Below are 24,903 nucleotides of genomic sequence, written 5' to 3'. Positions count from 1 at the left end.
AGACAGGCTGCGGGCCAGTGAGTTCTAGGCATCCCGTAACGCGAGCCGTCTATGGGGGCCGGGGCGGGGCCGGCGTAAGGCGTGCGCCGGATGCTGACGAAGGGAAGGCGGGGGCTGTCGGCGGGCCATGTTTGAGCGTAGCCGCGACAGCGGCGTAGCGAGTTTGGCCCGACGCCCGCCTGGACGAGGCAGATCCGGATCAAGCACGCCGTGCCGGCCCCGCCCCGGCCCCCATAGACGGCGCCTTCAGATACCCAAACGTCCAGCCAAATACGAAAACATCCCCTGCTGGATACCATTGGGCCAAAAATGCTCCAGTGGCCAAACCGCCCTCAAATGCCGGTCCACTCGCTTACAAACTGCCGGTAGTCGGGGCGTTCGGGCGCAGGGGCTTCTTGTATGGGTGTACCTATGGCCACATAGCCCATAAAGCGATAATCCAGCCCGTCAAAACCCAGCGCCTCATTGACCTCGTCAAGATAGGTGCCCAGGCCCGTGCTCCAATAGGCTCCAAAACCCATCATGTGCGCAGCATTCAACATTTGAGTAACGGCCGCGCCCGTAGCCAGCATGCGCTCGTGCTCGGGGATCTTGGTATTGGAATGATCCAGCCGGCAGGCTACACCCATGAGTAGCGGCACCTCGGCCAGCCATTGCCTCGTCCTCGCTTCTTTTTCCGCCGTGAAAGGCATGCCGGCGGTGCGGGCGGCATTGACGGCCAGGTCGGCCACACGCTCAATCGCAGCTCCCCGAATCAGCGCAAACCGCCAGGGCCGCAGGCGCCCATGGTCGGGCGCCGACATGCCCGCCTGCAATATTTGCGCCAACTGCGCATCGTCAGGCCCGGGAGCCCGTACAAACTTTACGGAACGGCGCGACATCAAATAATCAATTGGTGCGACAGACATTAAAATCCTTAAGGCGATAAACTAAAAATGACGTGCATCATTTCATTTAAATCAGATGGGTGGCACCCACAAGGGGTGCCGCTACATCAACGGCGTGTGCGTCTGTAGCCCTTGTGGTGCCATCAACACATGTAGCGGCACCCCTTGTGGGTGCCACCAACATATCAAGGCCGCTGGGCGGCTACTAAAATAGCCTTCATGTCGCGCACCGCTTTTTCCCAGCCATCAAAAATGGCGCGGGCCACAATGGCGTGACCAATGTTGAGCTCGGACACGCCCGGCAACGCGGCAATGAATTGCGCGTTGCCGTAATGCAAGCCGTGGCCCGCATTGACACGCAAGCCCAGACCGATCCCTTGCGCAATGCCGGCCCGCAGACGGTCAAACTCGCCTGCACGCCGATCATTATCGCGCGCATCGGCATATGCCCCTGTGTGAAGCTCAATAACCGTTGCGCCGGCGCGCGTCGCGGCATCGATTTGTGCCGCATCGGGATCGATGAACAAAGACACCCGTATGCCGGCGTCATGCAACTGGCTCACCGCCTGCCGGGTCGATTCAAAATGCGCGACGACATCCAGCCCACCCTCGGTCGTCAGCTCGACGCGCTTTTCCGGCACCAGACACACATCGTCGGGCCGCAGCTTGCAGGCGATGTCCAGCATTTCGGGCGTGATGGCACACTCCAGATTCATGCGCGTGCGCAACTTGGGACGAATGGCCCATACGTCGGCATCCTGGATATGCCGCCGATCCTCACGTAAATGCAAAGTGATCAGGTCGGCACCCGCCTCCTCGGCACGCACAGCCGCCTCAACCGGATCCGGATAGGCCGTCATGCGCTGCTGGCGCAAGGTGGCCACATGGTCGATGTTCACACCAAGTTCAATCATTTTCACAAAACCTTTTGCCGATGCAATGCGGGGAGAGGCCTCATTTTATCGCGCTATGGGGGCGGGGATTAAAATGGCACCCACAAGGGGTGCCGCTACATTATTCGCGGGTGCGATTCCCCAACAACCGCCGGCAAGGCCTATTGCACCTTGTCCGACGCCGCCGCAGCCGTCACAGGCGACGCGCCAGACGTCGCAGACACGCCCGCGCTATTTTCCAGCCAGCCACCACCCAGGGCCTGATAAAGGGCGACCCGGTTGACCAGCGAATCCAGGCCGGTCTGCAGGAAAGAAAGCTGCGCGGTGTAAAGACCCACCTCGGCCGTTTGCACCTGCAAGAAGCTGTCGACACCGCTGGTATAACGCAACTGGGAAAGCTTGAGCGTTTGCAGGTTGGACTGCTCCAACGAACGCAGCGCGTCAAGCTGGTGGGTATAGGTAGCTTCGCCGGCCAATGCGTCGGCAACTTCCCGGAACGCCGTTTGTATGGTCTTTTCGTATTGAGCAACGGCCTCTTTTTGGCTGGCTTTGGCCAGGTCCAACCCGCCGCTCACGCCGCCCGCAAACAGCGGCTGAGTGAGTTGCGGTGTAAACGACCAAAAGCGCTGGCCCGACTGAAACAAGCCACCTAGCGCCGGACTGGCAAAACCCAGCAAACCCGTGATCGAAATACTTGGGAAAAATGCGGCACGGGCCGCCCCAATGTTGGCGTTGGCCGCCCGCAAATTGTTTTCGGCCTCCATAATATCGGGCCGGCGCTCCAGCAAATCTGAAGGCAGCCCCACGGGGATAGCGACCAGCAGTTGATCTTTGCCAAACACAGCGCCTTGGGGCAGATCGTCGGGGATGGATTCACCCACCAACAATTGCAACGCGTTTCGCGCCCGCGACCGGCTACGGACTACCGCAGCCTGATCGGCCCGCGCGGAATCAAGCAGGCTTTGCGCCTGATTGAGATCCAGCGTCGAGGCAATTCCCGCTTTAAATTGCGACTGCACCAAATTAAAGGTTTGCCGGCGCGAGGCCAGCGTTTTTTGTAGAAGATCCGATTGTTGCTCTGCGGCGCGTAAATTGAAATACGCGCCCGCCACCTGCGCGATCAGGGTGATATGAACGGTGCGCTGCGCCTGCTCGCTCGCCAGATATTGCTGATACGCGGCCTGGCTCAGATTCTTGAGCCGGCCAAAGAAATCCAGCGTAAACGCCGTGGTGCCCAAACCAGCCTGGTAATAGCGGCTGACGCTATCGGCCCCATTGGAGCGCAGGTTGACAGGGTTTCTTTGAATCTGCCCGTTTGCACCTATACCCAGAGTAGGCAGGCGATTGCTGTCCTGAATGCCATATTGGGCACGAGCCTCCAGGACCCGCTGGGCCGCAATACGCATATCGCGATTGTTGTCCAGTGCAATGCCAATCAAGGCGACCAGGCGAGGATCGCGAAAGAACTGGCGCCAGCCCAGATCAGCCGTCTTCGTCACAGCGGGAGCAACCGCCTGCGCACTCAAGCCGCCCTGCTCACGGGCCGACGCCGACTGGTCCGGATACTGCTGCGGAACCGGCGCCGCGGGCCGCTCATAGCGAGGCGCCAACGAGCAGCCCGCCAAGGCCAAGACCAACAGGCCCGGCGCCATCGTGGATCGAAGAACGCGTGAACTCATGCTTTATCCCCTTCCGCAGAAGGATGGGACTCCATTTGATTAGTACCGTTATCGACATGCGGCGCCACATGGGGCGCATGGTGCGTGCCTATTACTTTGGGTTTGACCTTGAACCAGCCTAAAACCACCACGAAAAAGGTAGGCACGAACAACACCGCCAACGGGGTTGCCGCAAGCATGCCGCCCAATACGCCCAAGCCCACCGCGTTCTGGCTGGCTGCGCCCGCCCCTGTGGCAATCGCCAGCGGCAGCACGCCCAGAATAAACGCAAACGATGTCATGAGAATAGGCCGGAATCGCAACCGCGCGGCCTCGACCGTGGCATCGTAAATGCTGCCTCCTTCCGCATACATGTCCTTGGCGAACTCCACGATCAGGATCGCGTTTTTCGCGGCCAGCCCAATGACAGTCACCATGCCCACCTGAAAATACACATCGCTGGACATGCCCATGGCAAAGATCATGGCGACGGCCCCCAGCATGCCCAACGGCACAGCCAGTATGACCGACAAGGGTATCGCCCAGCTTTCGTACAGCGCCGCCAACACCATGAACACGACCAGCATGGCCAGCCCCAGCAAAATACTTGTTTGACTGCCCGCCTGGATTTCCTGGTAGGACAAACCCGTCCATTCGTAGCCGAAGCCCGGTGGCAGCTTGGCCACCAACTGCTCCATTTCGGTCATGGCCTGGCCGGTGGAATACCCCGGCCCCGCAGACCCTCCTATGCGCACCGATTCATAGCTGTTGTAGCGCACCACCTGCACAGGGCCCTGAGACCACTTGGCCGTCACAAAAGATGACAAGGGCACCATCCCACCCTGGCTGTTTCGGGCGTTGAGCTTCATGATGTCGTCAACGTTCATGCGATGCCCCTCGCCCGCCTGCACCCAAACGTTTTGCGTCCAGCCCATGTTGGGAAACTGGCCGGCATACGAGGAGCCTATCGCCGTTGAGATCAGACCGGCGGCTTCGCTGAAATCGACGCCCAACGCCGCCGCCTTGTCGCGATCGATGGTCAAGCTAAGCTGCGGACCAGGCCCCAAACCGGTAATGCGGGTTTGCGCCAGTACCGGGCTTTTCATGGCCATCGCCAACAATTGCTGGGTTGCCGCCATCAGCGCGTCATGCCCCATGCTTCCACGATCTTCCAGCCTCATGTCGAAACCCGAGGCATTGCCCAAAGACGGGATGGCAGGCGGCACCACCGCAAACACCATGGCGTCGGGCAAACCAAACAAGAGATTCTGGGTCGCGCGGGCGGCGACGGCCTGGGCCGAATTGGCCGCCCCTTTGCGCTGGGAAAAGTCTTTCAGCGGCACAAACACAATCGCGGCGTTCAAGCCGTTGCCGTTGAAGCTGAAGCCTTGCACAGCAACAATATTCTGCATCTGGGGCTGCTTCTTGAAATAGGCTTCCACCTTTTCCAAAACCTCGATCGTGCGATTGGCCGTCGCGCCGGCCGGCAACTCGATATTGGCGACTATATAGCCCTGATCTTCTATAGGCAGAAAAGATGCCGGCAAACGCAGGTACAACCAACCAAGTCCGGCCAGCAGTACCAGGTAAATCAGCATCATGCGCCAGCCCCTGTGCAGGCTGCGTCGCACCCAGCCCTGGTATTTGTCGGTCGTGCGCTCGAAGCCGCGATTGAACCAACCGAAAAACCCTTTCTTGCTTTCGTGATGGCCTTTGGGGATGGGTTTAAGTAACGTCGCGCACAGAGCCGGCGTAAACGATAGCGCCAGAAAGGCCGAAAACAGAATGGAGACCGCCATGGCCACCGAGAACTGGCGATAAATGACCCCTACCGAGCCGCCCATAAAGGCCAGCGGCAAAAACACCGTGGACAAGACCAGGGTAATGCCGATGATCGCGCCCGTGATCTGCGGCATGGCCTTTCTGGTCGCCTCCTTGGGCGGAAGACCCTCTTCGACCATGATGCGCTCGACATTTTCGACCACCACAATGGCATCATCGACCAAAATCCCGATCGCCAGCACCATGGCGAACATCGTCAGCACATTGATTGTAAAGCCCAAAGCCAGCATGACGGCAAAAGCACCCAGCATCGCGACCGGCACAACCAGCGCCGGGATCAGCGTATAGCGCACATTCTGCAAAAACAGGAACATCACCACGAACACCAGCACCATCGCCTCTAAGAGGGTATGCACCACTTGCTCAATCGAAAGCTGCACGTAAGGTGTCGTGTCGTAGGGAATGGCGTAGCTGATATTGCTCGGAAACTGCTTGGATAATAATTTCAGTTCGGCCTTCACGCCCACCGCGGTAGACAAGGCATTGGCATTGGGCGAAAGCGAAAGGGCAAATCCGGCAGTAGGCTTGCCATTCAAACGCGCGCCAAGCTGATAGCTGTCCGAGCCGACCTCAACCCGGGCCACATCGGAGAGACGCACGCTTGAACCGTCCACATTGGAGCGCAATATGATCTTGCCAAAATCCTTGACGGTGGATAACTGGCCATTGACCACAATAGGCGCGGCCACGCGTTGCGCATCCGGATTGGGCGGCGAGCCGATAATGCCGCCCGACACCAGAACGTTCTGGCGAGTGATGGCCGCCTTGACATCGGCCATGCTCAGGTTGTAGCCGGCCAGCTTGTCCGGATCGACCCAGATACGCATGGCGCGCGGCGCTGCAAACAACTGAAACTGGCCCACGCCGGGAACCCGCGAAATAGGGTTCTGCAGATTGCGCGTCACATAGTCGGCCAAAGCGGTCTCATCGAGCGAGCCGTCTTTGGAAGACACGGTCACCACCATCAGAAATCCGGTATTGCTTTTAGTGACTTGCAACCCTTGCTGCACCACGGCCGCCGGAAGCTTTGCCGTAACATTGGAGACGCGGTTTTGCACATCGACCTGAGCCAGATCGGGATTGGTGCCGGGCGCAAAAGTGACTGAAATGTTCGACTGGCCATACGAGTCGCTGACCGACTCGTAGTACAACAAACCCTTGGCCCCGTTCAGTTGGTTTTCGATAATGCTGGAAACCGAATTGGCCACATCCTGGGCTGACGCGCCGGGATAGGTAGCGGTGATCTTGATGACCGGGGGCGCCACCTCGGGATACTGCGCGACCGGCATATTGGGGATGGCCAATAATCCGGCCAAGGCGATTGCCAACGCAACAACCCAGGCAAAAATTGGTCTGTCAATAAAAAACTGTGGCATGAGCAATCACTCTAGGCGGTAATGGACGCGGGCATTCTCTTTTAGCCTTTTGCTGCAGGCTTGGGAGATGGAGTTTTAGCGGCTGCGACCGGCTGGCCGCCTTTCCATGGCGCGGCCTGCACAGAGGCCCCCGGCCGAATCTTCTGAAACCCCTCGACCACCACCACATCGCCTGCCTTCAAGCCCCGGTCGATCACCGACTTGCCACCGACTAGTGGCCCCACTTGCACGGCAACCAGCGCGACCTTGCCGTCTTTCACTACATAAAGGCTGCTTAAACCATCGGCGGTGCGCTGCAGGGCCTGTTGCGGCACTAACAAGGCCTTTTGATCAACCCCCTGCTCGATCCGCACCCGAACGTACATGCCAGGCAAAAGAATTTGATCCGGGTTTGGAAACTCGGCGCGCAAATTGACCTGACCGGTGGTGGGATCAACCGTAATGCCGGAAAATAACAGCTTGCCGGGCTGCTTGAATTGCGAACCATCATCGAGGATCACTTCGGCCTTTGCTGTATTGGGATCGGCCTGCTGCAAATCTCCATCAGCCAATGCCCGGCGCAATGCGGCCAGTTCGGTGGTGGATCGAGTGAAATCAACGTAGACACGATCAATCTGTTGTACGGTGGCCAATGGCGTAGCGGCGGTGGCGCTGACCAAAGCGCCTTCCGTCACCAGCGACTTGCCTGTGCGACCATCTATAGGCGAAACCACTTTGGTGTAGCCCAGATTAATGTCGGCGGACTCAAGCGCCGCGCGAGCAGCCGCCACAGCGGCTACGGCCTGGCCCGCCGCTGCTTGGGCATTATCGTAGTCCTGACGGCTGACCGCATTCTCCTTGATCAACTTGGAATAGCGTTGCGCCAGCAAATTTGCGCTGCGCATATTGGCCTGAGCTTGCTGCAACTGCGCTGCCGCCTGGTCGCGCGCGGCGCGATACGGTGCAGGATCGATGGTGAACAGAAGCTGGCCCTGCTTGACATCGCTGCCTTGCGTGAAATCCACCTTGGTGACGATGCCTGAGACCCGTGCCAGGATTTGCGCATCCTTGATCGCTTCGACACGCCCCGGCAACTCGGTCAGGATAGATGTGCGTGCCGGTTCAACCGTTACAACGCTCACAGGAACTTTCATCTCGCCTGCCTGCTGATTGGGCTTTTGACTGCAGGCAGTCAGTAGCAGCACAGACACAAAAAAAGCAATGCGGGCTTTTCGGCACGCAAACGGATACGCTATCGGCATATGTAACACTCCCACACTCGCCATGCCCTATAGCCACGACGGTAGCGGCCTCGATTTTTGTAAACGCCGAGTATAAAGCGAAACAAGTTTTAATAGAACTTAAATTAGCCTGATTTGATAGCAATTTGGGAAACAATAGCCGAACTTTCAATGCTATAGCGCAGGCATCCCTTGCGCGAGCAGCGATTTGGCCCAACGTCGGGCCGGCAGGCCATAGCCGGACTCGACGGCTTGCGCACGATCAAGGAACTGTTGAACCGTCACGTTCAGCCCAGGGCCTTTGAAGGCCAGCACCACACGGTTGCCTTCGTCGATTTCAGGCAGTTCAAGCACCCGCCCCTTGAAAGCTTTGCTGATGTTGGCCAGATTGCGCGGAAAGCTCTCATGATTGCCGAATAAATTCACCGCCAGAATGCCCACCTCGTCAAGCGCCCGATAGCAGTCGCGGTAAAAGCCCAGGGACTCGCGCACCGGGCCTTGGGCCTGCGCATCGTAAAGATCGACCATCAGGCATAAATAGCGCCCCAGATGCTCGCGCCTCTTCACCCAAACCGCCGCATCGTCGTGATCAATATGCAAGCGCGCCGACTCGGGCAGGCGGAAATACGCGCGGCAGATATGGGTCACACGCGGATTCCATTCGGCCACCACGACCGAACCGGGCATATGCTTCAAGGTATAGCGCAACAGCGAGCCGGCGCCCAGGCCCAGTATCCCAATGAAACTGTCCCGAGGCGGTTCCAGAAACAGCAACCACGCCATCATTTGCTGCGTATAGGCAAGCACCAATTCAGACGGCCTGGCCACCCGCATGGCGCCCTGTATCCACTCTGTGCCAAAGTGCAGGTAACGCACCCCATCCGACTCGGACATCGTAGGCTCATCGCACCCCGGCGGCACATAGGCCGGCCACGGTAGTACCGCGCCTGAAGCGTATTCACCCATATGGCTCAACCCTGCACACGCTCGAAAATAGCGGCAATGCCCTGCCCTCCGCCGATGCACATCGTCACTAGCGCGTAACGCCCTTTGATGCGCTGCAACTCGTGCAAGGCCTTGACTGTGATTACCGCGCCTGTGGCGCCGATGGGATGCCCCAGGCTGATGCCGCTGCCGTTGGGATTGACCTTGGCGGGATCGAAGCCCAGTTCTTTGGCTACGGCGCACGCTTGCGCGGCAAAGGCTTCATTCGCTTCGATCACGTCCATTTGATCGACGCTCAAGCCGGCCTTTTTCAGGGCCAGCCGGGTTGCCGGCACAGGGCCTATGCCCATATATTTTGGATCGACGCCCGCATGGGCATAGGCCACCAGCCGCGCCATGGGCTGGGCGCGACGCGCCTGAACCGCGCGGCCGTTCATGAGCAGAACGGCGGCCGCGCCGTCATTCAATCCGGACGCGTTGCCGGCGGTGACCGTACCGTTTTCTTTGGCAAAAACAGGCCGCAGCGAAGAAAAATTATCCGCTGTGGCACCCACCCGCACATGCTCATCCTGCTTGAAAACAACCTCGCCTTTACGTGTTTTTTGAACGATAGGCACGATCTGATCGGCGAAATAACCGGCCTTGATGGCGGCCTCAGCGCGTTGATGCGAGGTCAGCGCCAGCGCATCCTGATCGGCGCGAGAGATCGAATATTTTTGTGCCACATTCTCGGCCGTAACGCCCATATGCATCTTGTCAAAGGGGTCGGACAAGGCACCCGTCATCATATCGATCAGCGCGCTATCGCCCATGCGCACGCCCCAGCGCTGTCCCTGCGACACATACGGCGCGCGGCTCATGCTTTCGGCCCCGGCGCCGATGGCGATATCCGCGTCTCCCAGATAAAGGGCCTGTGCCGCTGAAATGATGGCCTGCAGACCCGAGCCGCACAAACGATTGACATTGAACGCGGGCGTTGCCTGGGCAATACCGGCGTTAATGGCCGCCACGCGCGACAAATACATATCGCGCGGCTCGGTATTGATAACGTGACCAAACACCACGTGGCCGACCTCGTCGCCCGCGACTTGTGTGCGCGCAAGCACGGCCTTAAGTACAGCGGCGCCCAATTCGCAAGGAGCCACTTCTTTAAGCCCGCCGCCAAAATCACCCACAGCGGTACGACACGCGCCTACTACAAAAACCTCTTCCATTGTCATTCTCCCGATAAACAACCGTCCGGCAATCGGTTCAATCATAACTGAGGCGAGTCTGACATGGCACCCACAAGGGGTGCCGCTACAGATGCCGGCCGGAACGCGCTACAGATGCCGGCCGGAACGTTATGTAGCGCCACCCCTTGTGGGTGGCAAAATCCTAGCCATGAAACGGCATCTTGCATCGATGACAGGCACAAGGCCTGTCGCTACAGATGCCGGTCGGAACGCTATGCAGCATGGTGTCCTGTCGATGAAACTACCCTGACAATCGAATTGGTATCTACAATAGGACTGGTATCTCTAAGGGACTGGTATCTACAATACCAAGGGACGCGCCCTTGTACGTGCCACCACGCCATGCAGCACGCCGGCGCCCTCGACAAGCGCCAATTTTCAACCTATTCCCACAAAAAGCCCCTACCGTGAAATTAGCCACCTGGAACATCAATTCGCTAAACGTCCGTTTGCCGCAAGTGCTGGACTGGCTTGGGGACCATCCGGTGGACGTGCTTTGTCTGCAGGAACTGAAAATTCCCGACGACAAATTTCCGCTGGATGCGTTCTCCGAATTGGGGTACCAGGCACAGTGGGCCGGCCAGAAAACCTATAACGGAGTGGCGATCGTATCGCGCCTGCCCGCCACCCAGGTTCAGCGCAATATTCCCGATTTCGACGATCATCAGCAGCGCATCCTGGCCGTTACCTTGCCCAGCGCCATTGGCGACGTGCGCGTTATCAGCGCCTATTGCCCAAACGGACAGTCCGTAGGCAGCGAAAAATATGAATACAAGCTCAAGTGGTTCAACGCGCTGCGGCTTTGGCTGGCTAATGAAATGCAACGCTATCCGCATCTGGCGATTTTGGGCGATTACAACGTGGCACCTAAAGACGAAGATGTGCACGACCCCGTCAAATGGGAAGGTGAAGTCCTCGTGTCGGACGCCGAGCGGGCCGCATTCAATGCCTTGCTCGACCTGGGGCTGGCGGATGCCTTTCGCCAATTCACGCAGGAAGAAAAATCGTTCAGCTGGTGGGATTACCGGCAATTTTCATTTCGCCGCAATGCCGGGGTGCGCATCGATCACGTTCTGCTCTCGCAATCCTTGAAGCCGCACTGTACGGCCTGCATCATCGACAAGACGCCACGCGCCAACGAACGACCCTCCGACCATGCCCCGGTCATTGCCACCCTGAATATCGATGTTTCGATACCTCCGAATTAAAAATGGAATTACAATTAGGCCATGCGGGTCCAAGCCAAGGCTCTGTTAATCTTAGGCTAACCAAAAACAGGATAGAGCTGTATGATGCATCGAGTTCTGCGTTTCGAACGTGCCCAACGTCTAAACGAATATATCAAGAACATTGCCCCAGGGATTTTCATACAAGAGCTTTTCACCCAGCCAGGATCGATAGGGGCAATATGCCCCAGTTCGCGCTACCTGGCCCGGCGCATGGCGCAGCAAGTGCCGCGCGATACCGACGGCCTGGTCATTGAGCTGGGCGGAGGCACCGGGGTCATCACCCAAGCGCTGCTCGATCAAGGCATAGCGCCGAAAAACCTGATGGTGGTCGAATATTCCCGCCCTTTCGTGCGGCGCCTGCGCGAACGTTTTTCCGACGTCAACATCGTTCATGGCAACGCGGCCGATCTTTGCCAACTGGTTCCCCCCGGCCGGAAGATAAAAGCCATCGTATCCAGCCTGCCTCTATGTTCCCTGCCCGACCCGTTGACCCAGCTGATCTTGCAGCAGTGGCAAACACTTTTACGTGAAAACGGTGTGGCGATCCAGTTCAGTTACCACTTGCGCACGCCCAAATGGCGCCACTACCTAACACCCAAACATACCTGTTCGAAAATGGTATGGGCCAATCTGCCTCCGGCCAACATCACCACATTCTCATTTAGCGAACCCACACTGCCCCACTCCGCTCCATGAACCCGTCCAGCCACATCATCGGCACCTTGAAGGAAGGCATCATCCTCGATGTCACAATGGAAGAACTGCAGTTCAAAGCCTATGTGGTCATCAGCGAACCCGACATAAACCGGGTAGCCGATTTCGTTCCTCAAGAACAGTTCGAAGCCAGCGGCGACCTGCATGTCGCCGCCGTCGCCCGGGCTGACGACGCCCACGAGCAGGTTGAAGAAATCACCTTCAACATGAACCTGAACGATGGCGCCGTTTTTCTGTGCCAGGATCAGGCCGCCTATACCGCAACGCTCGAAGAACTGGGGCAGTACGGGCTTTTGAATTAATACAGATCGATCGTCATGGCATCCAATTATTACGGCAATATCTTTATGGTGGTGGCCCCGAGCGGCGCGGGCAAATCCAGCCTGGTCAACGCCTTGCTGGCTCAAGATTCTGCGGTAATGCTTTCGATTTCCTGCACCACGCGTCCGCCACGGCCCGGTGAAAAAGAAAACGAACATTACCGTTTTGTCGACAAAGACGAATTTATCCGCATGCGCGACAATCAGGCACTGCTGGAGTGGGCCGAGGTGCATGGCAACTTTTACGGCACGCCACGTGACCGCATTGAGCAGGCCATTGCGCAAGGGCTGGATGTTCTGCTCGAAATAGATTGGCAAGGCGCACGGCAAATTCGGCAGCATTTCCCCGAGGCCATAGGGATTTTTATCCTGCCGCCCTCGATCGAAGCGCTGGAGGCGCGTTTATACGCCCGCGGGCAAGATGCGCCACAGGTCATTTCCCGCCGTCTGCTGGCCGCAGGCAGCGAAATGTCGCATGTCTCCGAGTTCCAATATGTTATTATTAATCAAGAATTTAGCGTCGCCATATCGCAGCTGGCACAGATCGTGGCGGCGACCCGTTTACGATATGCAACGCAAGCGGCGCGCAACGCCCACCTTTTCTCTCAGCTAGGCATCAGCAGCACGCCTTCCTGAAATAATTAACCCATTGTTTTTATAGGCTATTTATGGCTCGCATTACGGTCGAAGACTGTCTCGAACAAATCCCCAACCGCTTCAACCTTACCCTGGCGGCCACGTACCGCGCGCGCGAACTCGCCCAAGGTCACGAAGCCCGTCTGGACAGCAAAGACAAACCTACCGTTACTGCACTGCGCGAAATTGCGGCAGGCGTGACCGGTGTCGAAATGTTGCGCAAGGTGCCAACCTAAGCAAATCGAGCAAGCTCATGGCGTTTTCTGGTCTTCGAGGTGCTTCGTCTGGGCTGCTGGCAGTACTAAAAAAAGGTTCGCGTCTGCACAGACGCAAGCCGGCGGCGCGTCCGGCGCAAACACCGAGTCCGGAGGCAGCCCCCGCCAATACCATCGCCTCGCTGGCGCCGCTTAACCGGATCATCAGTCAATACCTCGACTCCAAAGAAGTCGAACGGGTCAGAGAAGCCTACCGTTTTTCAGATCAGGCTCATCTGGGCCAGTTCCGCGCCAGCGGCGAGCCCTACATCTCCCATCCCATTGCCGTCACCGAGATCTGCGCGGGCTGGAAGCTGGACACCGAGTCGCTCATGGCCGCCTTGTTGCACGACGTCATGGAAGACCAGGATGTCGCCAAACAAGAGCTGGCCGAACGTTTTGGCGCCGATGTCGCCGAAATCGTCGATGGCCTCTCGAAGTTGGACAGGCTCGAATTCGAAACCAAAGCCGAGCAACAAGCCGAAAGCTTTCGCAAGATGCTGCTGGCCATGGCGCGCGACGTACGCGTGATTCTTATCAAGCTTGCCGACCGGCTGCACAATATGCGCACGCTGGACGCCGTCAATCTCGAAAAACGGCGCAGAGTGGCGCGCGAAACTCTGGACATCTACACGCCCATTGCACATCGTCTGGGCCTGAATGCGCTGTTTCGCGAAATGCAGGATCTGTGCTTTCACGCCATCTACCCCAACCGCTATGCCGTTTTGCACAAGGCCATGATGGGCGCACGCGGCAATCGCCGCGAGGTGCTGGGGAAGATCACCGATGCGGTCAAGGTGGCGTTGCCCGCCGCCGGTATCGAAGCCGAGGTGAGCGGGCGCGAGAAATCGCTCTATAGCATCTACACCAAAATGGCCGAGCAAAAAAAGTCGTTTTCCGACGTGCTCGACATTTACGGATTTCGAGTCATCGTACACACCTTGCCCGAATGCTATTTATCGCTGGGCACCTTGCATCAGCTATACCGGCCGGTTCCCGGAAAATTCAAGGACTACATAGCCATACCCAAGATCAACGGCTACCAATCCCTGCATACCACACTGGTCGGCCCGTACGGAACGCCGGTTGAGTTTCAGTTTCGCACACGCGACATGGACCATGTAGCCGAAGAAGGAGTCGCCTCGCATTGGCTCTACAAAGAAGACGACGCCACCCTGAACGATCTGCAGAAAAAAACCCATCAATGGCTGCAGTCCTTGCTGGACATACAAAGCCAGACCGGCGATTCGGGTGAATTTCTGGAGCACGTCAAGGTCGACCTGTTCCCCGACGCCGTGTACGTTTTTACCCCTCAGGGCAAAATCCTTTCGCTGCCACGCGGCGCCACACCGGTCGACTTCGCCTACTCCATACACACCGATATCGGCAATCAGGCTGTCGCCTGTAAAATCAATGGCGAATTCACGCCCTTGCGCACCGAACTCAAAAGCGGCGATGCCGTCGAGATCATCACCTCGCCCGCCTCACGCCCAAGCGCACAGTGGCTCAATTACGTGCGCACCGGCCGCGCACGTTCGGAAATCCGCCATTACCTGCGTACCGTTAAATATGAAGAGTCGGTGGCTTTTGGTCAACGCCTGCTCAATCAGGCGTTCGACCAACTTCATTTGCCTCATCCGGACCAAAGCGACCCCGAGTGGGACAAGCTCGCCAAAAGCTCGGGGGCCGGGTCCCGCGACGAAATTCTGGCCGACATCGGGCTGGGCAAGCGCCTGGCGGCCGTGGTCGCCCGCCGCTTTGCTCCCGAAAACGCCATCCTGGCCACCACGGCGGCGGCCGTCGACGAAATTACGTCTACCGCAAACGCCCCGATTCTTATCCAGGGCAACGAAGGTCAGGCGGTACAGCTGGCGCCATGCTGCGGCCCTTTGCCCGGCGATGCCATCATCGGCGGGATACGCCTGGGGCACGGCCTGGTCGTCCACATGGCCGAATGCGCCGTGGCACAGCGCCAGCAGGCGCGCGAACCCGAACGCTGGATTCCGGTCGTGTGGGATACCACCACGGCGCGCCACCTGACCACTCGCCTCGACGTAACCGTTATTAACGAGCGCGGTGTGCTCGGACGCCTGGCGGCTGAAATTACGGATGCCGACTCGAACATCATGCATCTGACCATGCAAGACGACGCCGCAGCCACCGGCCTGCTGCATCTGACGGTGCAGGTCGATAGCCGCAAACACTTGGCGCAAGTCATCCGCGCCATACGCCACGTGCCGCAGGTGCAGAAAATCGTCAGGGTAAAAGGCTAAGGCCCCAAACCACCAAGCCGTAAATCAGCACTCCCGCCAGGGTGGCCCCGGCAATGCTGTGCAGGATTTTCTTGCCCAACGCCACCGCAACAAGGCCCAATACGAGCGCCACGCCATCGCGTACAGAAACAGGCGTGCCCAGCAGGGATCCGCATGAGACAACAATCAGGGCAACAATGGCCGCCGGGCCGATCGCATCCAGCGCGCGGCCTACCGGGCCACGCATCCATTCTTGGCCAGCGCCCTTTTCCTGCCAGCGCATCGGCAAATAGCGAATCAAAAACGTACCCGCTGCGCTCAAGGCAATGACCCACAGCACTGTGAACGTGTTCAAGCGTTTAACTCCTTCTTGCACTGAACAGGGCGCCGGCCAGCATGCCGGCAATAATCGCGCCGTACGCGGGCAACAAGGCCAGACCCAGCAGCGTGGCTATGCCGGCCGCAACCAGCACACGAAACGGCACTATTTTCCGGATCTCCAGCAGCAATGCGCAAAACAAGGCAGGCAGCACGAAACCCAAAGCCTTGGACAGCACAGGAGACTGAGACAGCCAGTCGTGGCCAAAGTACGCACCGACGACCGTTCCCAATACCCATGACGAATAAGCGCCTAGCTGCAGCCCCGCATACCAGTATTCGCGCGCCGCAGGCGCCTGTTGCCCCAGCTTGCCGATCGCTGTGGCAAAAACCTCGTCGGTCAGCCCCGCCGCCAGCAGGCCAACGGGCAAACGCCGGCTCGCCTCGCCCAGTTTGGCCAGCACCGCCGGTCCATAAAAGATATGGCGCAAGTTCATCAACAGGATAATCCCGACAATGCTCGCCAGAGACCCGCCCGTGGCGATCAGCCCCACCAGAATGAACTGACTCGCGCCTGCGTAAATCAGCATTGACGTCAAAATCGTCGTGATGGGTGACAAGCCAACATGCACCGCCGCCAGGCCAAAGGAAATCGCCACCGGGATATAGCCCACGGCAATCGACACGCTGTCTCTCAATCCCTGTACAAAGGCAGGCAAATTCATAAGTCCATCACAGGTAAAACATCGCCCTTACGGCTTGAAGGCCTGAGCAAATATTGCCGGATCGACGCGCGTATTGTTCAGGCTTATGGTCCAGTGCAAATGCGGGCCTGTCGCTCGGCCGGTAGAACCTACATAGCCAATCACATCGCCACGCCGCACGTGCTGGCCCAACTTGACGTTGAATGCCGACAAATGACAATACATCGTAATAAACCCTTGCCCGTGATCCACGAACACCGTATTGCCGTTGAAAAAATAATCATCCACGATCGTAATCACGCCATCGGCGGGCGCTTTGACAGGCGTTCCCCTGGGTACGGCGAAATCCAGGCCCGAATGAGGACTACGCTCTTCACCATTGAAGAAGCGCCGCAGGCCAAACGGGCTCGATAGCCGGCCGTGCACCGGAAGGTCAAGCAACACATTGCTCGGCGCGCTGTCTCGGTAACTTCCATAAGCATGCGTCTGCGCCAGATATTCGCGCTCAAAGCGTTTGAGCTGCTCGGGATCCGGGTTGACCATGTTTTTGTTTTTCAGAGCGATGTGCTGCTCGCGGTATTTTTTGGCAGCCACATTAAACCCCAATTCACGAGCACCTTGCCCCGTCCGCAGCTGCAAGACCTGGCGGCCCGCCGCAGTTTTAAGCGCAATACCCACGACAGCAACCCACTGCCCGTCGCTGTCGCGAACCACCAGTACCTTGTTTTTGAGATAAACCGCTCGGGGAGCGACCGCATCGCGGCCCAGGGCCAATACGGCAACGCCACCCGGAACAGGATGATTCAACGATTGGCTGATCAACCCTTCGGCCTGCCCCGCAACAGGTGCCAGCATGGCACACAGCAAAGTGCACAATAAACAAAGGATTCGAACCGCGGTCATATATTTTGCTTCTTGATTTTGTGTTCAACGACGACTATTACACACCACTACACCGACTATCGCTATCGCAAAGCCCACCAGTTGAATAGGCCCGAGGCGATCGTCGAATATAAAGTAAGCTTCCACGGCGGCCAGCGGAGGCGCCAGAAACATCAGCGACGACGCCGTTGCGGCCTGCCCTCGCCGCACAATCCACACCAGCAGAAACGTCCCCACCCCGGAGAGCACAAACGCGGCCCAAAGCAAGGAGCCCCACAATTGCGGCGACCATTCCCATCTGTGCTCGCCGAGGATCCAGACGAAGAACGCGGTGAACAGCACCGCGCCTGCATTTTGCAGAGCCGTTGAAACACGTATATCGGTCTTTGAAATGGACGTCTTTTGCAGCACCGTGCCAACGGTAATCGAAGCAATGGCGAGCAATGCGATCAGCAGCACGCCGGCAGAAAACCCGTGATGTCCGCCAACCGCCAACGCCGGCTCGATGACAAGGAATACCCCGAGCAAGCCCAAGATCAGGCCGAGCCATATCCGGCGCGTAGGCATTTCCTTGAGCACCGGTATAGCCAAAAATGCCGTCAGGATAGGTTGCAGGGCGCCGAGCAAGGCCATGATCGCGGGGGGCAACCCCCCGGCAATCGCCCAATAGGTACCCGAAAGATATAGCCCTTGCAAAAGCATGCCGGCCAGCAAGTGCTTGGGAATTTCCCTGCGGGCGGGCCACTGTGCCTTGACATACAGCGCAATGCCCGAGAACATCAACGCAGCCATCACCACCCGAACAAGCAAAAACAGGGTAGGGTCGGCGTAAGGCACTATTGCCTTGCCGACAATAAAGCCCGTAGACCAGATAAAGACAAACAATACCGCCAACAGAATCATGGCGGCATTTGCCTTGCGCACCAGCATTGCCGAGACAGGCCGTTATCCGCCCTGAGTCGCTTCACCGGCCAGCGCCTTGTCGGCCTCGGGCAGCATTTTAATTTTGCTTTCGCTGCGCAACGCACCCAGCACCGCATTTTCTTGTGCATGCCCCCAGGCTTGGGATAGCTCAGTGGGCAAGGTGGCCAGCAACGGGTTATCGGATTTGCCCGCCGACGCTTGCTCGATGCGCACCACCACATAGCCTTGGGCATTCTTTATACCCTGATATACCGGCAAGGATTGCGTAGAGGCCGACAGAGCGACATCGATGGTCTGCTTATCGAGGCCTTGCGGATTGATGCGGCTGATGGCCAATGGCGCGCCGAATCCGTCGGGCACCTTCGCAGCCGCTTCTTTTTCAAACCCGGCCAGGGCGCTTTCGCCTGCCTTCTCGGCCGCCGCCAGCGACCGTTCCGCCAACAACTGCTGACGTATCAAGGACGAAACTTTATCGATCGCCGGAACCTGGGCCGGGCTTAGTTTTTGAACCCGAACCGCCACCATGGTATCGGGCGAAATTTCAATCACTCCCGAGTTTTGCTTGTCGACAAGAACCTGACTGGAGAATAAGGCGCGCCGTACGCGGGCGTCGCCCAGCACCGCCGCATCGGGGCTCGCGGCCGCCGCTCCGTCACCGATCTCGTCGGCCGGCAGCAAGCGTTCGCGGGCAATCCCGCTGGCCGTTTTAACCTTCAGGCCCAATGTGTCGGCCGCCGGTTGCAAGCTGCTTTGATTGTCATACACCAGGCTCGTGAGCTTGGTCGCCATATCGGCGAAGTGATCGGCGGCAAGCTGACGGCGAACCTCGGTCTCAACCTTCGATTTGACCTCGTCGAACGATTGGATTTTTTCCGGCTGCACATCATCGGCCAGAAAAATGTGGTAGCCGCCCGGCCCGTCGACCGGCGCGGACAGCTCACCCTTTTTCAAGGCGAAAACCGCTGTTTCAAGCGTAGCAGGCCAGGACCCTTTGGTAATCCATCCCAAGCGGCCGCCTTCTTTGGCCGTGCCCGCATCCTGCGACTGGGCTCGGGCGATATCGGCAAAGTTGCTTTTGTCGGCCGCAACCTCTTTGGCGATTTGCTGGGCCTTCTGCAGTGCCGTCTCACGCTGGGCATCTGTAGCACCGACCGGCACGGAAATCAGTATATGGCTGAGCATGACGCGCGCGGGCTGCGCATAATGCGCTTTGTTCTGCTCGTAATATTTTTGCAGATCGTGGGTACTGGTAGCCGGCAGGCCTTGCATGGCGGCTGCTTCGTTGAGCAACAGATACTGAATGCTGACCTGTTCGGGCAATTTCAACTTTTGGGGGTTTTGGTCATACCAGGCCTTGATGTCGGCATCGGTAACGGTAATGTCCTTGGCATAATCGGCCGCCGCATACGTGCGCAGGCGCACCGTGCGCTGCGCCGTCAATGCCTGCTCTATGGAGTTCAATATGGGCTTGGGCACATGGGCCGTAATCGCCACGGGGCCCAACACCCGGTCGATCGACAGCTCAGCCCGGCGGCTTTGTTCAAAATCCTTGCTGGTCGCACCCATGGACTTCAGAACATCGCTGTAACGCTCGGCGGAAAACTGCCCGTTGACTTGCAGCTCGGGAATGGAGGCGATAGCCTGACGCAGCGTCCTGTCCGATACATTGAAGCGTTCCTTGGTGGCGGCCAAAACCAGCACGCGACGATCGATCAATGATTCGAGCAGAGCCTTGCGCGCGGGCTCGTTATCCAGCGAGCTGGGGTCGAAACCGCCTGGATTGCTTTGCTGCAACTGCTGCAGCTGATTGCGCCTTGCCTGATCGAACTCTTGCACCGTAATCGCCGACCCAGCCACCTTGACCAGATCGTGGTCACCCGACACATAAGTGCTGTATCCGCTTACGCCAATCAAGGCAAATGACGGGAGAATCAGCACCAGCAACAAAAGCTGCATCAAGCGCTGGTGAGTACGAATAAAATCGAACATTAATGACTCGCTGTCTCGCGCCCCGGATCAAGCCGGGCACGACGATTTATACCAAAAAAAGGCGAACCGGTATCGCCTCGATAAAGGAACCCTGCCTAAGAACATAAGAATTTTTCTGGCAGTTTACCATCTCCCACGCATCGGCTTGAAGGTATGCTATGCCATAGCAATAAAATCGCTGCTGGCAACCCAGTTTAACGAAGGACACAACAAAATGTCAGAAAGTAAAATTTCCTGGCCCTATCCAAAAATGATCGCTCACCGCGGAGCGGGCCGCCTGGCGCCCGAAAACACGCTGGCATCGATGCGGCTGGGGGCCGAACACGGTTTTTCGATGATGGAATACGATGTCAAGCTAAGTCGCGACGGCGTACCTGTTTTGCTGCACGACGACACGGTCGACCGCAGCTCCAACGGCACGGGCAATGCCGCCGACCAGACCTACAATGAATTGGCCAAACTCGATTTCGGCGGCTGGCACTCCAAACCTTACGCAGGCGAACCCATTCCCACCTTATATGCCATAGCCGCCTTTACGCTGGCCAACAATATATTCAGCAATATCGAAATCAAGCCGCATACCGGCGCCGAGGCCGAAACAGGCACTCAAGTCGCTCTTATCGCACGACAGCTATGGGCCGGCGCCGCCGTTGCGCCTTTGCTATCGTCGTTTTCGGAAATTGCACTCGAATCCGCACTAAAGGCGGCACCGGAGCTACCCAGAGCCTTGCTCATAGACGGAGCGCTACCGGCAGACTGGCTGACTCGCGTGCAACGCCTGAAATGTGTCAGCGTGAACATGGGCGACCGGAACACGACCAAAGAGGTGGTTCGCACCGTACGCGCCGCAGGCTATAAAATTGCGGTCTGGACCGTCAACGACGCCGCACGTGCGCGCGAACTGTTCGACTGGGGTTGCGACGCCATTTTCACCGACGCAATCGACACCTTAAGTCCCCATTTCTAATTCTTGACGCGAGACGCCACTTTGTTCAGTTACCGACACGCATTCCATGCAGGCAATCATGCCGATGTACTGAAACATGCCGTTTTCGTGCACATTCTGGATTATTTCAATCGCAAGGAGACGCCCTACTGGGTCATAGACACCCATGCCGGCGCAGGCATTTACGACCTGACGGGCGATTGGGCGGCTCAAAGTGGCGAATGCGTCGATGGGCTGGATCGACTATTGGGCGCCGATACCATGCCTGCCTTGATCGATCGCTATTTGAATGCCGTGCTGCATTTCAACCCGGACGGACTGGCCAATTTGTATCCCGGCTCACCCTGGCTGGCTTTGCACGCGCTTCGAAGCCAGGACCGCTTGCGATTATTCGAAATGCATCCCTCCGAGATCGACGTGCTGAAGCAAAACCTGGGGCGGCAAGGCCGGTTGACCTTGCGCCAGACCGCCGTTTATGAAAGCGATGGCTTCAAGGGCCTGAAAGCCCTGCTGCCGCCACCGCCGCGGCGCGGCCTGATCCTGATCGACCCGTCGTACGAGGATAAACGCGACTATCGCAAGACCCTGCAAGCCGTCCGCGACGGTCTCACACGATTCGCAACTGGTTGTTTCATCGTTTGGTATCCACTGGTTCAACGTGGCGAATCGCACGAACTTGCGCGTTCGCTGGAACGCCTGGAAGTCGATTCCTGGGTGCACACCACACTCACCGTGTGCAAGCCCGCGAGCGACGGCTATGGCCTGCACGGCAGTGGCATGTTCGTGGTGAACCCACCCTGGACCCTGTACAAGGAACTGGAACAGGCGCTGCCCTGGCTACGCGAAAAGCTTGGCCAGGATGACAATGCGGGGTTTACGCTGACGCAATATCCTAAAGGGGCCTGAGGCGTTCTCGACAAATCTGTTTTGGGGGATAGATGGCAGCCACAAGGGCTGCCGCTACGTGAGCGACGGGTATGTTGTAGCGGCACCCCTTGTGGGTGCCACACCCCTCACGCAAACCGCTCGCCCTCTTTCAGGTAGCGCCATTGCCCGGGCGGCAGATCGCCCAGAACAATGCGGCCTATGCGTACCCGTTTCAACCCGATAACCTTCAGCCCAACCTGCTCGCACATACGCCGGATTTGCCGCTTTTTACCTTCGCGCAACACAAACCGCAACTGATCCTCGTTTTGCCAGGCAACTTCGGCTTGCTGCAAGGGCTTGCCATCAAGCATCAGCCCATGATTGAGGAGCGCCAAGCCGTTCCCTGCGATTCGCCCCTGCACCCGCACCAGATACTCTTTATCGATGTCGGAATCGTCGCTGATCAGTTGCCTTGCAATACGGCCATCCTGCGTCAGGACCAGCAAGCCCTGCGAGTCGATATCCAGGCGGCCTGCCGGCGCGAGCCCGCGTAAATGGTTCGGCTCGAAACGCAGGGGCGACTTGTCCACCTTATAACGCGAACGCGCGTCGATCAGCGAAACCGCCGGCCGATAGCCGCTTTCAGCCTGGCCGGACACATATCCCACAGGCTTGTTGAGCAGAATGGTTATCCGCGAGGTCTGGCGCCGCTGCGCCTGCCGTTCGAGCGTAATTTTTTGATCCGGAAAAGCTTTGCTGCCAAGCTCGGATATCACCACGCCGTCTACGCGCACCCATCCGCGTTCGATATAAGCATCCGCCTCGCGGCGCGAACACAGGCCGCGCTCGGCCATCAATTTTGAAATCCGTATTTTTTCCATAAACAATATTGTAAGAGTTTAGCGATAATACGCTTTATGAAACTGCATCCTGCCGACCGCAGCGGCTGGCAAACCACCGCTGCTCCATCGTTTACCCACATACAAAAATACTGGCTGACGCGCCCCGAAGCTCTCACCGCGGGGCTGCGCCAAATCGGCCAAGTCCGGCTACAGGTCGTCCGAGAGCAGGCCGACAGCCTCAACCCGGCCGAAGCCTGGCTGCTTGGGCTGCCGCCCAAATCCCCCATCTGGATGCGAGAAATCATGATGAGCATCGATGGCATCGACAGTGTAGTCGCCCGCAGCTTTACCTTGCTTGGCGCATCGCATAGCTGGTGGCAAGGCATGCGACGGTTAAGCACCCGGCCCCTGGCCGATATGCTGTACGGCAACCCGCAAATCACACGCTCCGGTTTTTTTTCCCGACGTCTCGATTCGCAGCAACCCTTTTACGCAACGATAAAACGTACCTTCGGCCGCCAGGCTCCACCGGCAGAAGCGTTGTTGGCTCGCTGCTCGGTTTTTTGGCGGTCTTGCCGGCCTTTGGTCGTAGCCGAATGTTTTTTACCCGACTTTTGGCCACTCGCCGCCAAACTGACTTACGATCCGACCATTCCATCCAGCCACCCGTCCCATGCCAGCCAACCCAAGGGCCCTCATGATCGAGACCGCGTCCCACCCCTCTGAGAAACGCAATGCCTTTACGCTATCGTGCCTGCAAGCCCTGGGGGGCGCCAATCCGGCCATTGTCATAGCCTTGGGCGGGCTGGCGGGCCAACAGCTTGCCAGCAGGCCCGACCTGGCTACGGTGCCTGTCAGCATCTACAGCCTGGGGCTCGCTTTTGGCACGATACCCGCAGCCATGGTCATGAAACGCCTGGGGCGCCGCAATGGCTACTTCATCGGCACTCTGTTGGGCATTGCGGCAGGACTGACCGCCGCTTACGGTATTTTCAGCCACGCCTTCCTGGTTTTTTGCCTGGGCACTCTATTTTCGGGCCTGTATGCCGCCTATGTGCAGAGCTACCGGTTTGCCGCCGCCGACGCGGCCCCACCGGCATTTCGCACTCGAGCCATTGCGTGGGTCATGGTGGGCGGTCTGTTCGGCGCGATTATCGCCGCCCAGGCCATTATTCTTACTCGCGATATCTGGCCCGCCATCCCTTTTGCTGCCTCGTTCGTGGCCCAGGCGGGCGTTGCTGCGCTGGCCATTCCCCTGGTTATGTGCTTGCGCACGCCACCCCCCTCCCCCAAACAGCAATCGGTGCACGGTGGACGGCCTTTGTCCGAAATCGCCCGGTCCCCGCGCTTCGTTATAGCGGTCCTGGCCGGTGTCATTTCCTATGGGCTCATGAATTTCCTGATGACCGCCACGCCGCTGGCGATGATCGGTTGCGGCCATTCCGTGCAAGACGCAACGCTGGGTATCCAGTGGCATATATTGGCGATGTACGGCCCCAGCTTTTTCACCGGCCATCTGATCGAGCGCTTCGGCAAAATCCTCATGACGACGCTGGGGCTGATTCTGATCGCCGTGGCCGGCATTGTTGCTCTTTCGGGGCTTAGCGTTGCACATTTCTGGCTAACCCTGATTCTTTTGGGCGCCGGCTGGAACTTCGGCTTTATAGGCGCAACGTCCATGGTCACAGACTGCTATCGGCCAGAGGAAAAAAACCGCGTGCAAGCCCTCAATGATTTCCTGGTATTCGGCTGCGTGGCGGTCGCCTCTTTCTCATCGGGGCACGTTTTGGCAACCGGGGGCTGGACTGCCGTCAATATGATTGTGTTCCCGTTCGTGGCGGTTATTTTGGCGGCTTTGCTGTGGCTATGGTATTACGACCGCCGCAATGAGATCGGGGCTGTCGGTGCGTAGGATCGGTGGCAGACTGGAAGGATGGTGGCACCCACAAGGGGTGCCGCTACCTGGGGCT

At 58.2% G+C, this 24,903-nt stretch carries 23 protein-coding genes; 10 read left to right on the top strand and 13 right to left on the bottom strand.

Features of this window, described 5'->3' with window-relative positions; all coding sequences use genetic code 11:
• Positions 1-332: 332 nt before the first annotated feature.
• The 7 genes from EDC26_RS18975 to EDC26_RS18945 all read right to left on the bottom strand — a co-directional run bounded on the left by EDC26_RS18975 (position 333) and on the right by EDC26_RS18945 (position 10,035).
• Positions 333-908: a nitroreductase family protein gene (locus EDC26_RS18975; protein WP_132585889.1), complete on the bottom strand. Its 576-nt coding sequence runs from the start codon at positions 906-908 to the stop codon at positions 333-335.
• A 164-nt stretch (positions 909-1,072) separates the two neighbouring features.
• Positions 1,073-1,801, bottom strand: a complete 729-nt coding sequence (locus EDC26_RS18970; protein ID WP_132585886.1) for a pyridoxine 5'-phosphate synthase — start codon at positions 1,799-1,801, stop codon at positions 1,073-1,075.
• Positions 1,802-1,941: 140 nt separating this feature from the next.
• Positions 1,942-3,459: an efflux transporter outer membrane subunit gene (locus tag EDC26_RS18965; protein WP_132585883.1), complete on the bottom strand. Its 1,518-nt coding sequence runs from the start codon at positions 3,457-3,459 to the stop codon at positions 1,942-1,944.
• The gene (locus tag EDC26_RS18960) at positions 3,456-6,656 is read right to left on the bottom strand and encodes an efflux RND transporter permease subunit (protein ID WP_132585880.1); all 3,201 of its coding nucleotides are present in this window, start codon (positions 6,654-6,656) and stop codon (positions 3,456-3,458) included. Before EDC26_RS18960 ends, EDC26_RS18965 begins: the two co-directional genes overlap by 4 nt.
• Before the next feature lie 41 nt (positions 6,657-6,697).
• Positions 6,698-7,897 carry an efflux RND transporter periplasmic adaptor subunit gene (locus EDC26_RS18955; RefSeq protein ID WP_132585877.1) on the bottom strand — a complete coding sequence of 400 codons (1,200 nt, stop codon included), beginning with the start codon at positions 7,895-7,897 and terminating at the stop codon, positions 6,698-6,700.
• Positions 7,898-8,050: 153 nt separating this feature from the next.
• Entirely contained in the window at positions 8,051-8,842 is a 792-nt protein-coding gene (locus tag EDC26_RS18950; protein ID WP_165931071.1) for a class I SAM-dependent methyltransferase, read from the bottom strand.
• 5 nt (positions 8,843-8,847) lie between these two features.
• The gene (locus tag EDC26_RS18945; protein WP_132585871.1) at positions 8,848-10,035 is read right to left on the bottom strand and encodes an acetyl-CoA C-acyltransferase family protein; all 1,188 of its coding nucleotides are present in this window, start codon (positions 10,033-10,035) and stop codon (positions 8,848-8,850) included.
• Positions 10,036-10,463: 428 nt separating this feature from the next.
• Here EDC26_RS18945 and xth point away from each other — a divergent pair, with 428 nt between their 5' ends.
• The 6 genes from xth to EDC26_RS18915 all read left to right on the top strand — a co-directional run bounded on the left by xth (position 10,464) and on the right by EDC26_RS18915 (position 15,482).
• Positions 10,464-11,264, top strand: a complete 801-nt coding sequence (gene xth, locus EDC26_RS18940) for an exodeoxyribonuclease III (RefSeq protein WP_132585868.1) — start codon at positions 10,464-10,466, stop codon at positions 11,262-11,264.
• 81 nt (positions 11,265-11,345) lie between these two features.
• Positions 11,346-11,981 (top strand): class I SAM-dependent methyltransferase, encoded by a 636-nt coding sequence (locus EDC26_RS18935; RefSeq protein WP_132585865.1) that lies wholly within the window; start codon positions 11,346-11,348, stop codon positions 11,979-11,981.
• A complete protein-coding gene (locus EDC26_RS18930; protein WP_132585862.1) occupies positions 11,978-12,301 on the top strand; it encodes a hypothetical protein in 324 nt (107 codons plus the stop codon). The genes EDC26_RS18935 and EDC26_RS18930 overlap by 4 nt, the downstream gene beginning before the upstream one ends.
• A gap of 15 nt (positions 12,302-12,316) precedes the next feature.
• Positions 12,317-12,955: a guanylate kinase gene (gmk, locus tag EDC26_RS18925; RefSeq protein WP_132585859.1), complete on the top strand. Its 639-nt coding sequence runs from the start codon at positions 12,317-12,319 to the stop codon at positions 12,953-12,955.
• Positions 12,956-12,987: 32 nt separating this feature from the next.
• The gene (gene rpoZ / locus EDC26_RS18920; protein ID WP_132585856.1) at positions 12,988-13,191 is read left to right on the top strand and encodes a DNA-directed RNA polymerase subunit omega; all 204 of its coding nucleotides are present in this window, start codon (positions 12,988-12,990) and stop codon (positions 13,189-13,191) included.
• Positions 13,192-13,208: 17 nt separating this feature from the next.
• Positions 13,209-15,482 (top strand): RelA/SpoT family protein, encoded by a 2,274-nt coding sequence (locus EDC26_RS18915; protein ID WP_132585853.1) that lies wholly within the window; start codon positions 13,209-13,211, stop codon positions 15,480-15,482.
• Here EDC26_RS18915 and EDC26_RS18910 read toward each other — a convergent pair.
• From EDC26_RS18910 to EDC26_RS18890, 5 genes are all read right to left on the bottom strand, one after another.
• A complete protein-coding gene (locus EDC26_RS18910) occupies positions 15,466-15,816 on the bottom strand; it encodes an AzlD domain-containing protein (protein WP_165931070.1) in 351 nt (116 codons plus the stop codon). The genes EDC26_RS18915 and EDC26_RS18910 overlap by 17 nt on opposite strands.
• A gap of 4 nt (positions 15,817-15,820) precedes the next feature.
• A complete protein-coding gene (locus EDC26_RS18905) occupies positions 15,821-16,504 on the bottom strand; it encodes an AzlC family ABC transporter permease (RefSeq protein ID WP_132585847.1) in 684 nt (227 codons plus the stop codon).
• Between the two features lie 27 nt (positions 16,505-16,531).
• Entirely contained in the window at positions 16,532-17,338 is an 807-nt protein-coding gene (locus tag EDC26_RS18900) for a peptidoglycan DD-metalloendopeptidase family protein (RefSeq protein WP_243700980.1), read from the bottom strand.
• A 72-nt stretch (positions 17,339-17,410) separates the two neighbouring features.
• Entirely contained in the window at positions 17,411-18,295 is an 885-nt protein-coding gene (locus EDC26_RS18895) for a DMT family transporter (protein WP_207915210.1), read from the bottom strand.
• Between the two features lie 15 nt (positions 18,296-18,310).
• Positions 18,311-20,278 (bottom strand): SurA N-terminal domain-containing protein, encoded by a 1,968-nt coding sequence (locus EDC26_RS18890; RefSeq protein WP_132585841.1) that lies wholly within the window; start codon positions 20,276-20,278, stop codon positions 18,311-18,313.
• A 214-nt stretch (positions 20,279-20,492) separates the two neighbouring features.
• Here EDC26_RS18890 and ugpQ point away from each other — a divergent pair, with 214 nt between their 5' ends.
• Together ugpQ and EDC26_RS18880 are read left to right on the top strand one after the other, a co-directional pair.
• Complete coding sequence (gene ugpQ / locus EDC26_RS18885) at positions 20,493-21,245, top strand: glycerophosphodiester phosphodiesterase (protein ID WP_132585838.1); 753 nt, start codon at positions 20,493-20,495, stop codon at positions 21,243-21,245.
• Between the two features lie 21 nt (positions 21,246-21,266).
• Complete coding sequence (locus EDC26_RS18880) at positions 21,267-22,130, top strand: 23S rRNA (adenine(2030)-N(6))-methyltransferase RlmJ (RefSeq protein WP_132585835.1); 864 nt, start codon at positions 21,267-21,269, stop codon at positions 22,128-22,130.
• Positions 22,131-22,237: 107 nt separating this feature from the next.
• Here the strand turns inward: EDC26_RS18880 and EDC26_RS18875 are convergent, their stop codons facing one another.
• On the bottom strand, positions 22,238-22,972 hold the full coding sequence (locus tag EDC26_RS18875) for a pseudouridine synthase (protein WP_132585832.1): 735 nt from the start codon (positions 22,970-22,972) through the stop codon (positions 22,238-22,240).
• Between the two features lie 36 nt (positions 22,973-23,008).
• On the opposite strand from EDC26_RS18875, the gene EDC26_RS18870 reads away from it, so the two are divergent.
• Positions 23,009-23,659, top strand: a complete 651-nt coding sequence (locus EDC26_RS18870) for a chorismate--pyruvate lyase family protein (protein ID WP_132585829.1) — start codon at positions 23,009-23,011, stop codon at positions 23,657-23,659.
• Positions 23,631-24,845: an MFS transporter gene (locus tag EDC26_RS18865; protein ID WP_207915208.1), complete on the top strand. Its 1,215-nt coding sequence runs from the start codon at positions 23,631-23,633 to the stop codon at positions 24,843-24,845. The genes EDC26_RS18870 and EDC26_RS18865 overlap by 29 nt, the downstream gene beginning before the upstream one ends.
• The last annotated feature ends 58 nt before the right edge of the window (positions 24,846-24,903 follow it).

Origin of the sequence: Paralcaligenes ureilyticus (assembly GCF_004346225.1) — a bacterium.
In the GTDB taxonomy this organism is placed as follows: domain Bacteria; phylum Pseudomonadota; class Gammaproteobacteria; order Burkholderiales; family Burkholderiaceae_B; genus Paralcaligenes; species Paralcaligenes ureilyticus.
The sequence above is the reverse complement of the archived record's forward strand: the minus strand, read 5'-3'. Positions and strand labels throughout refer to the sequence as shown.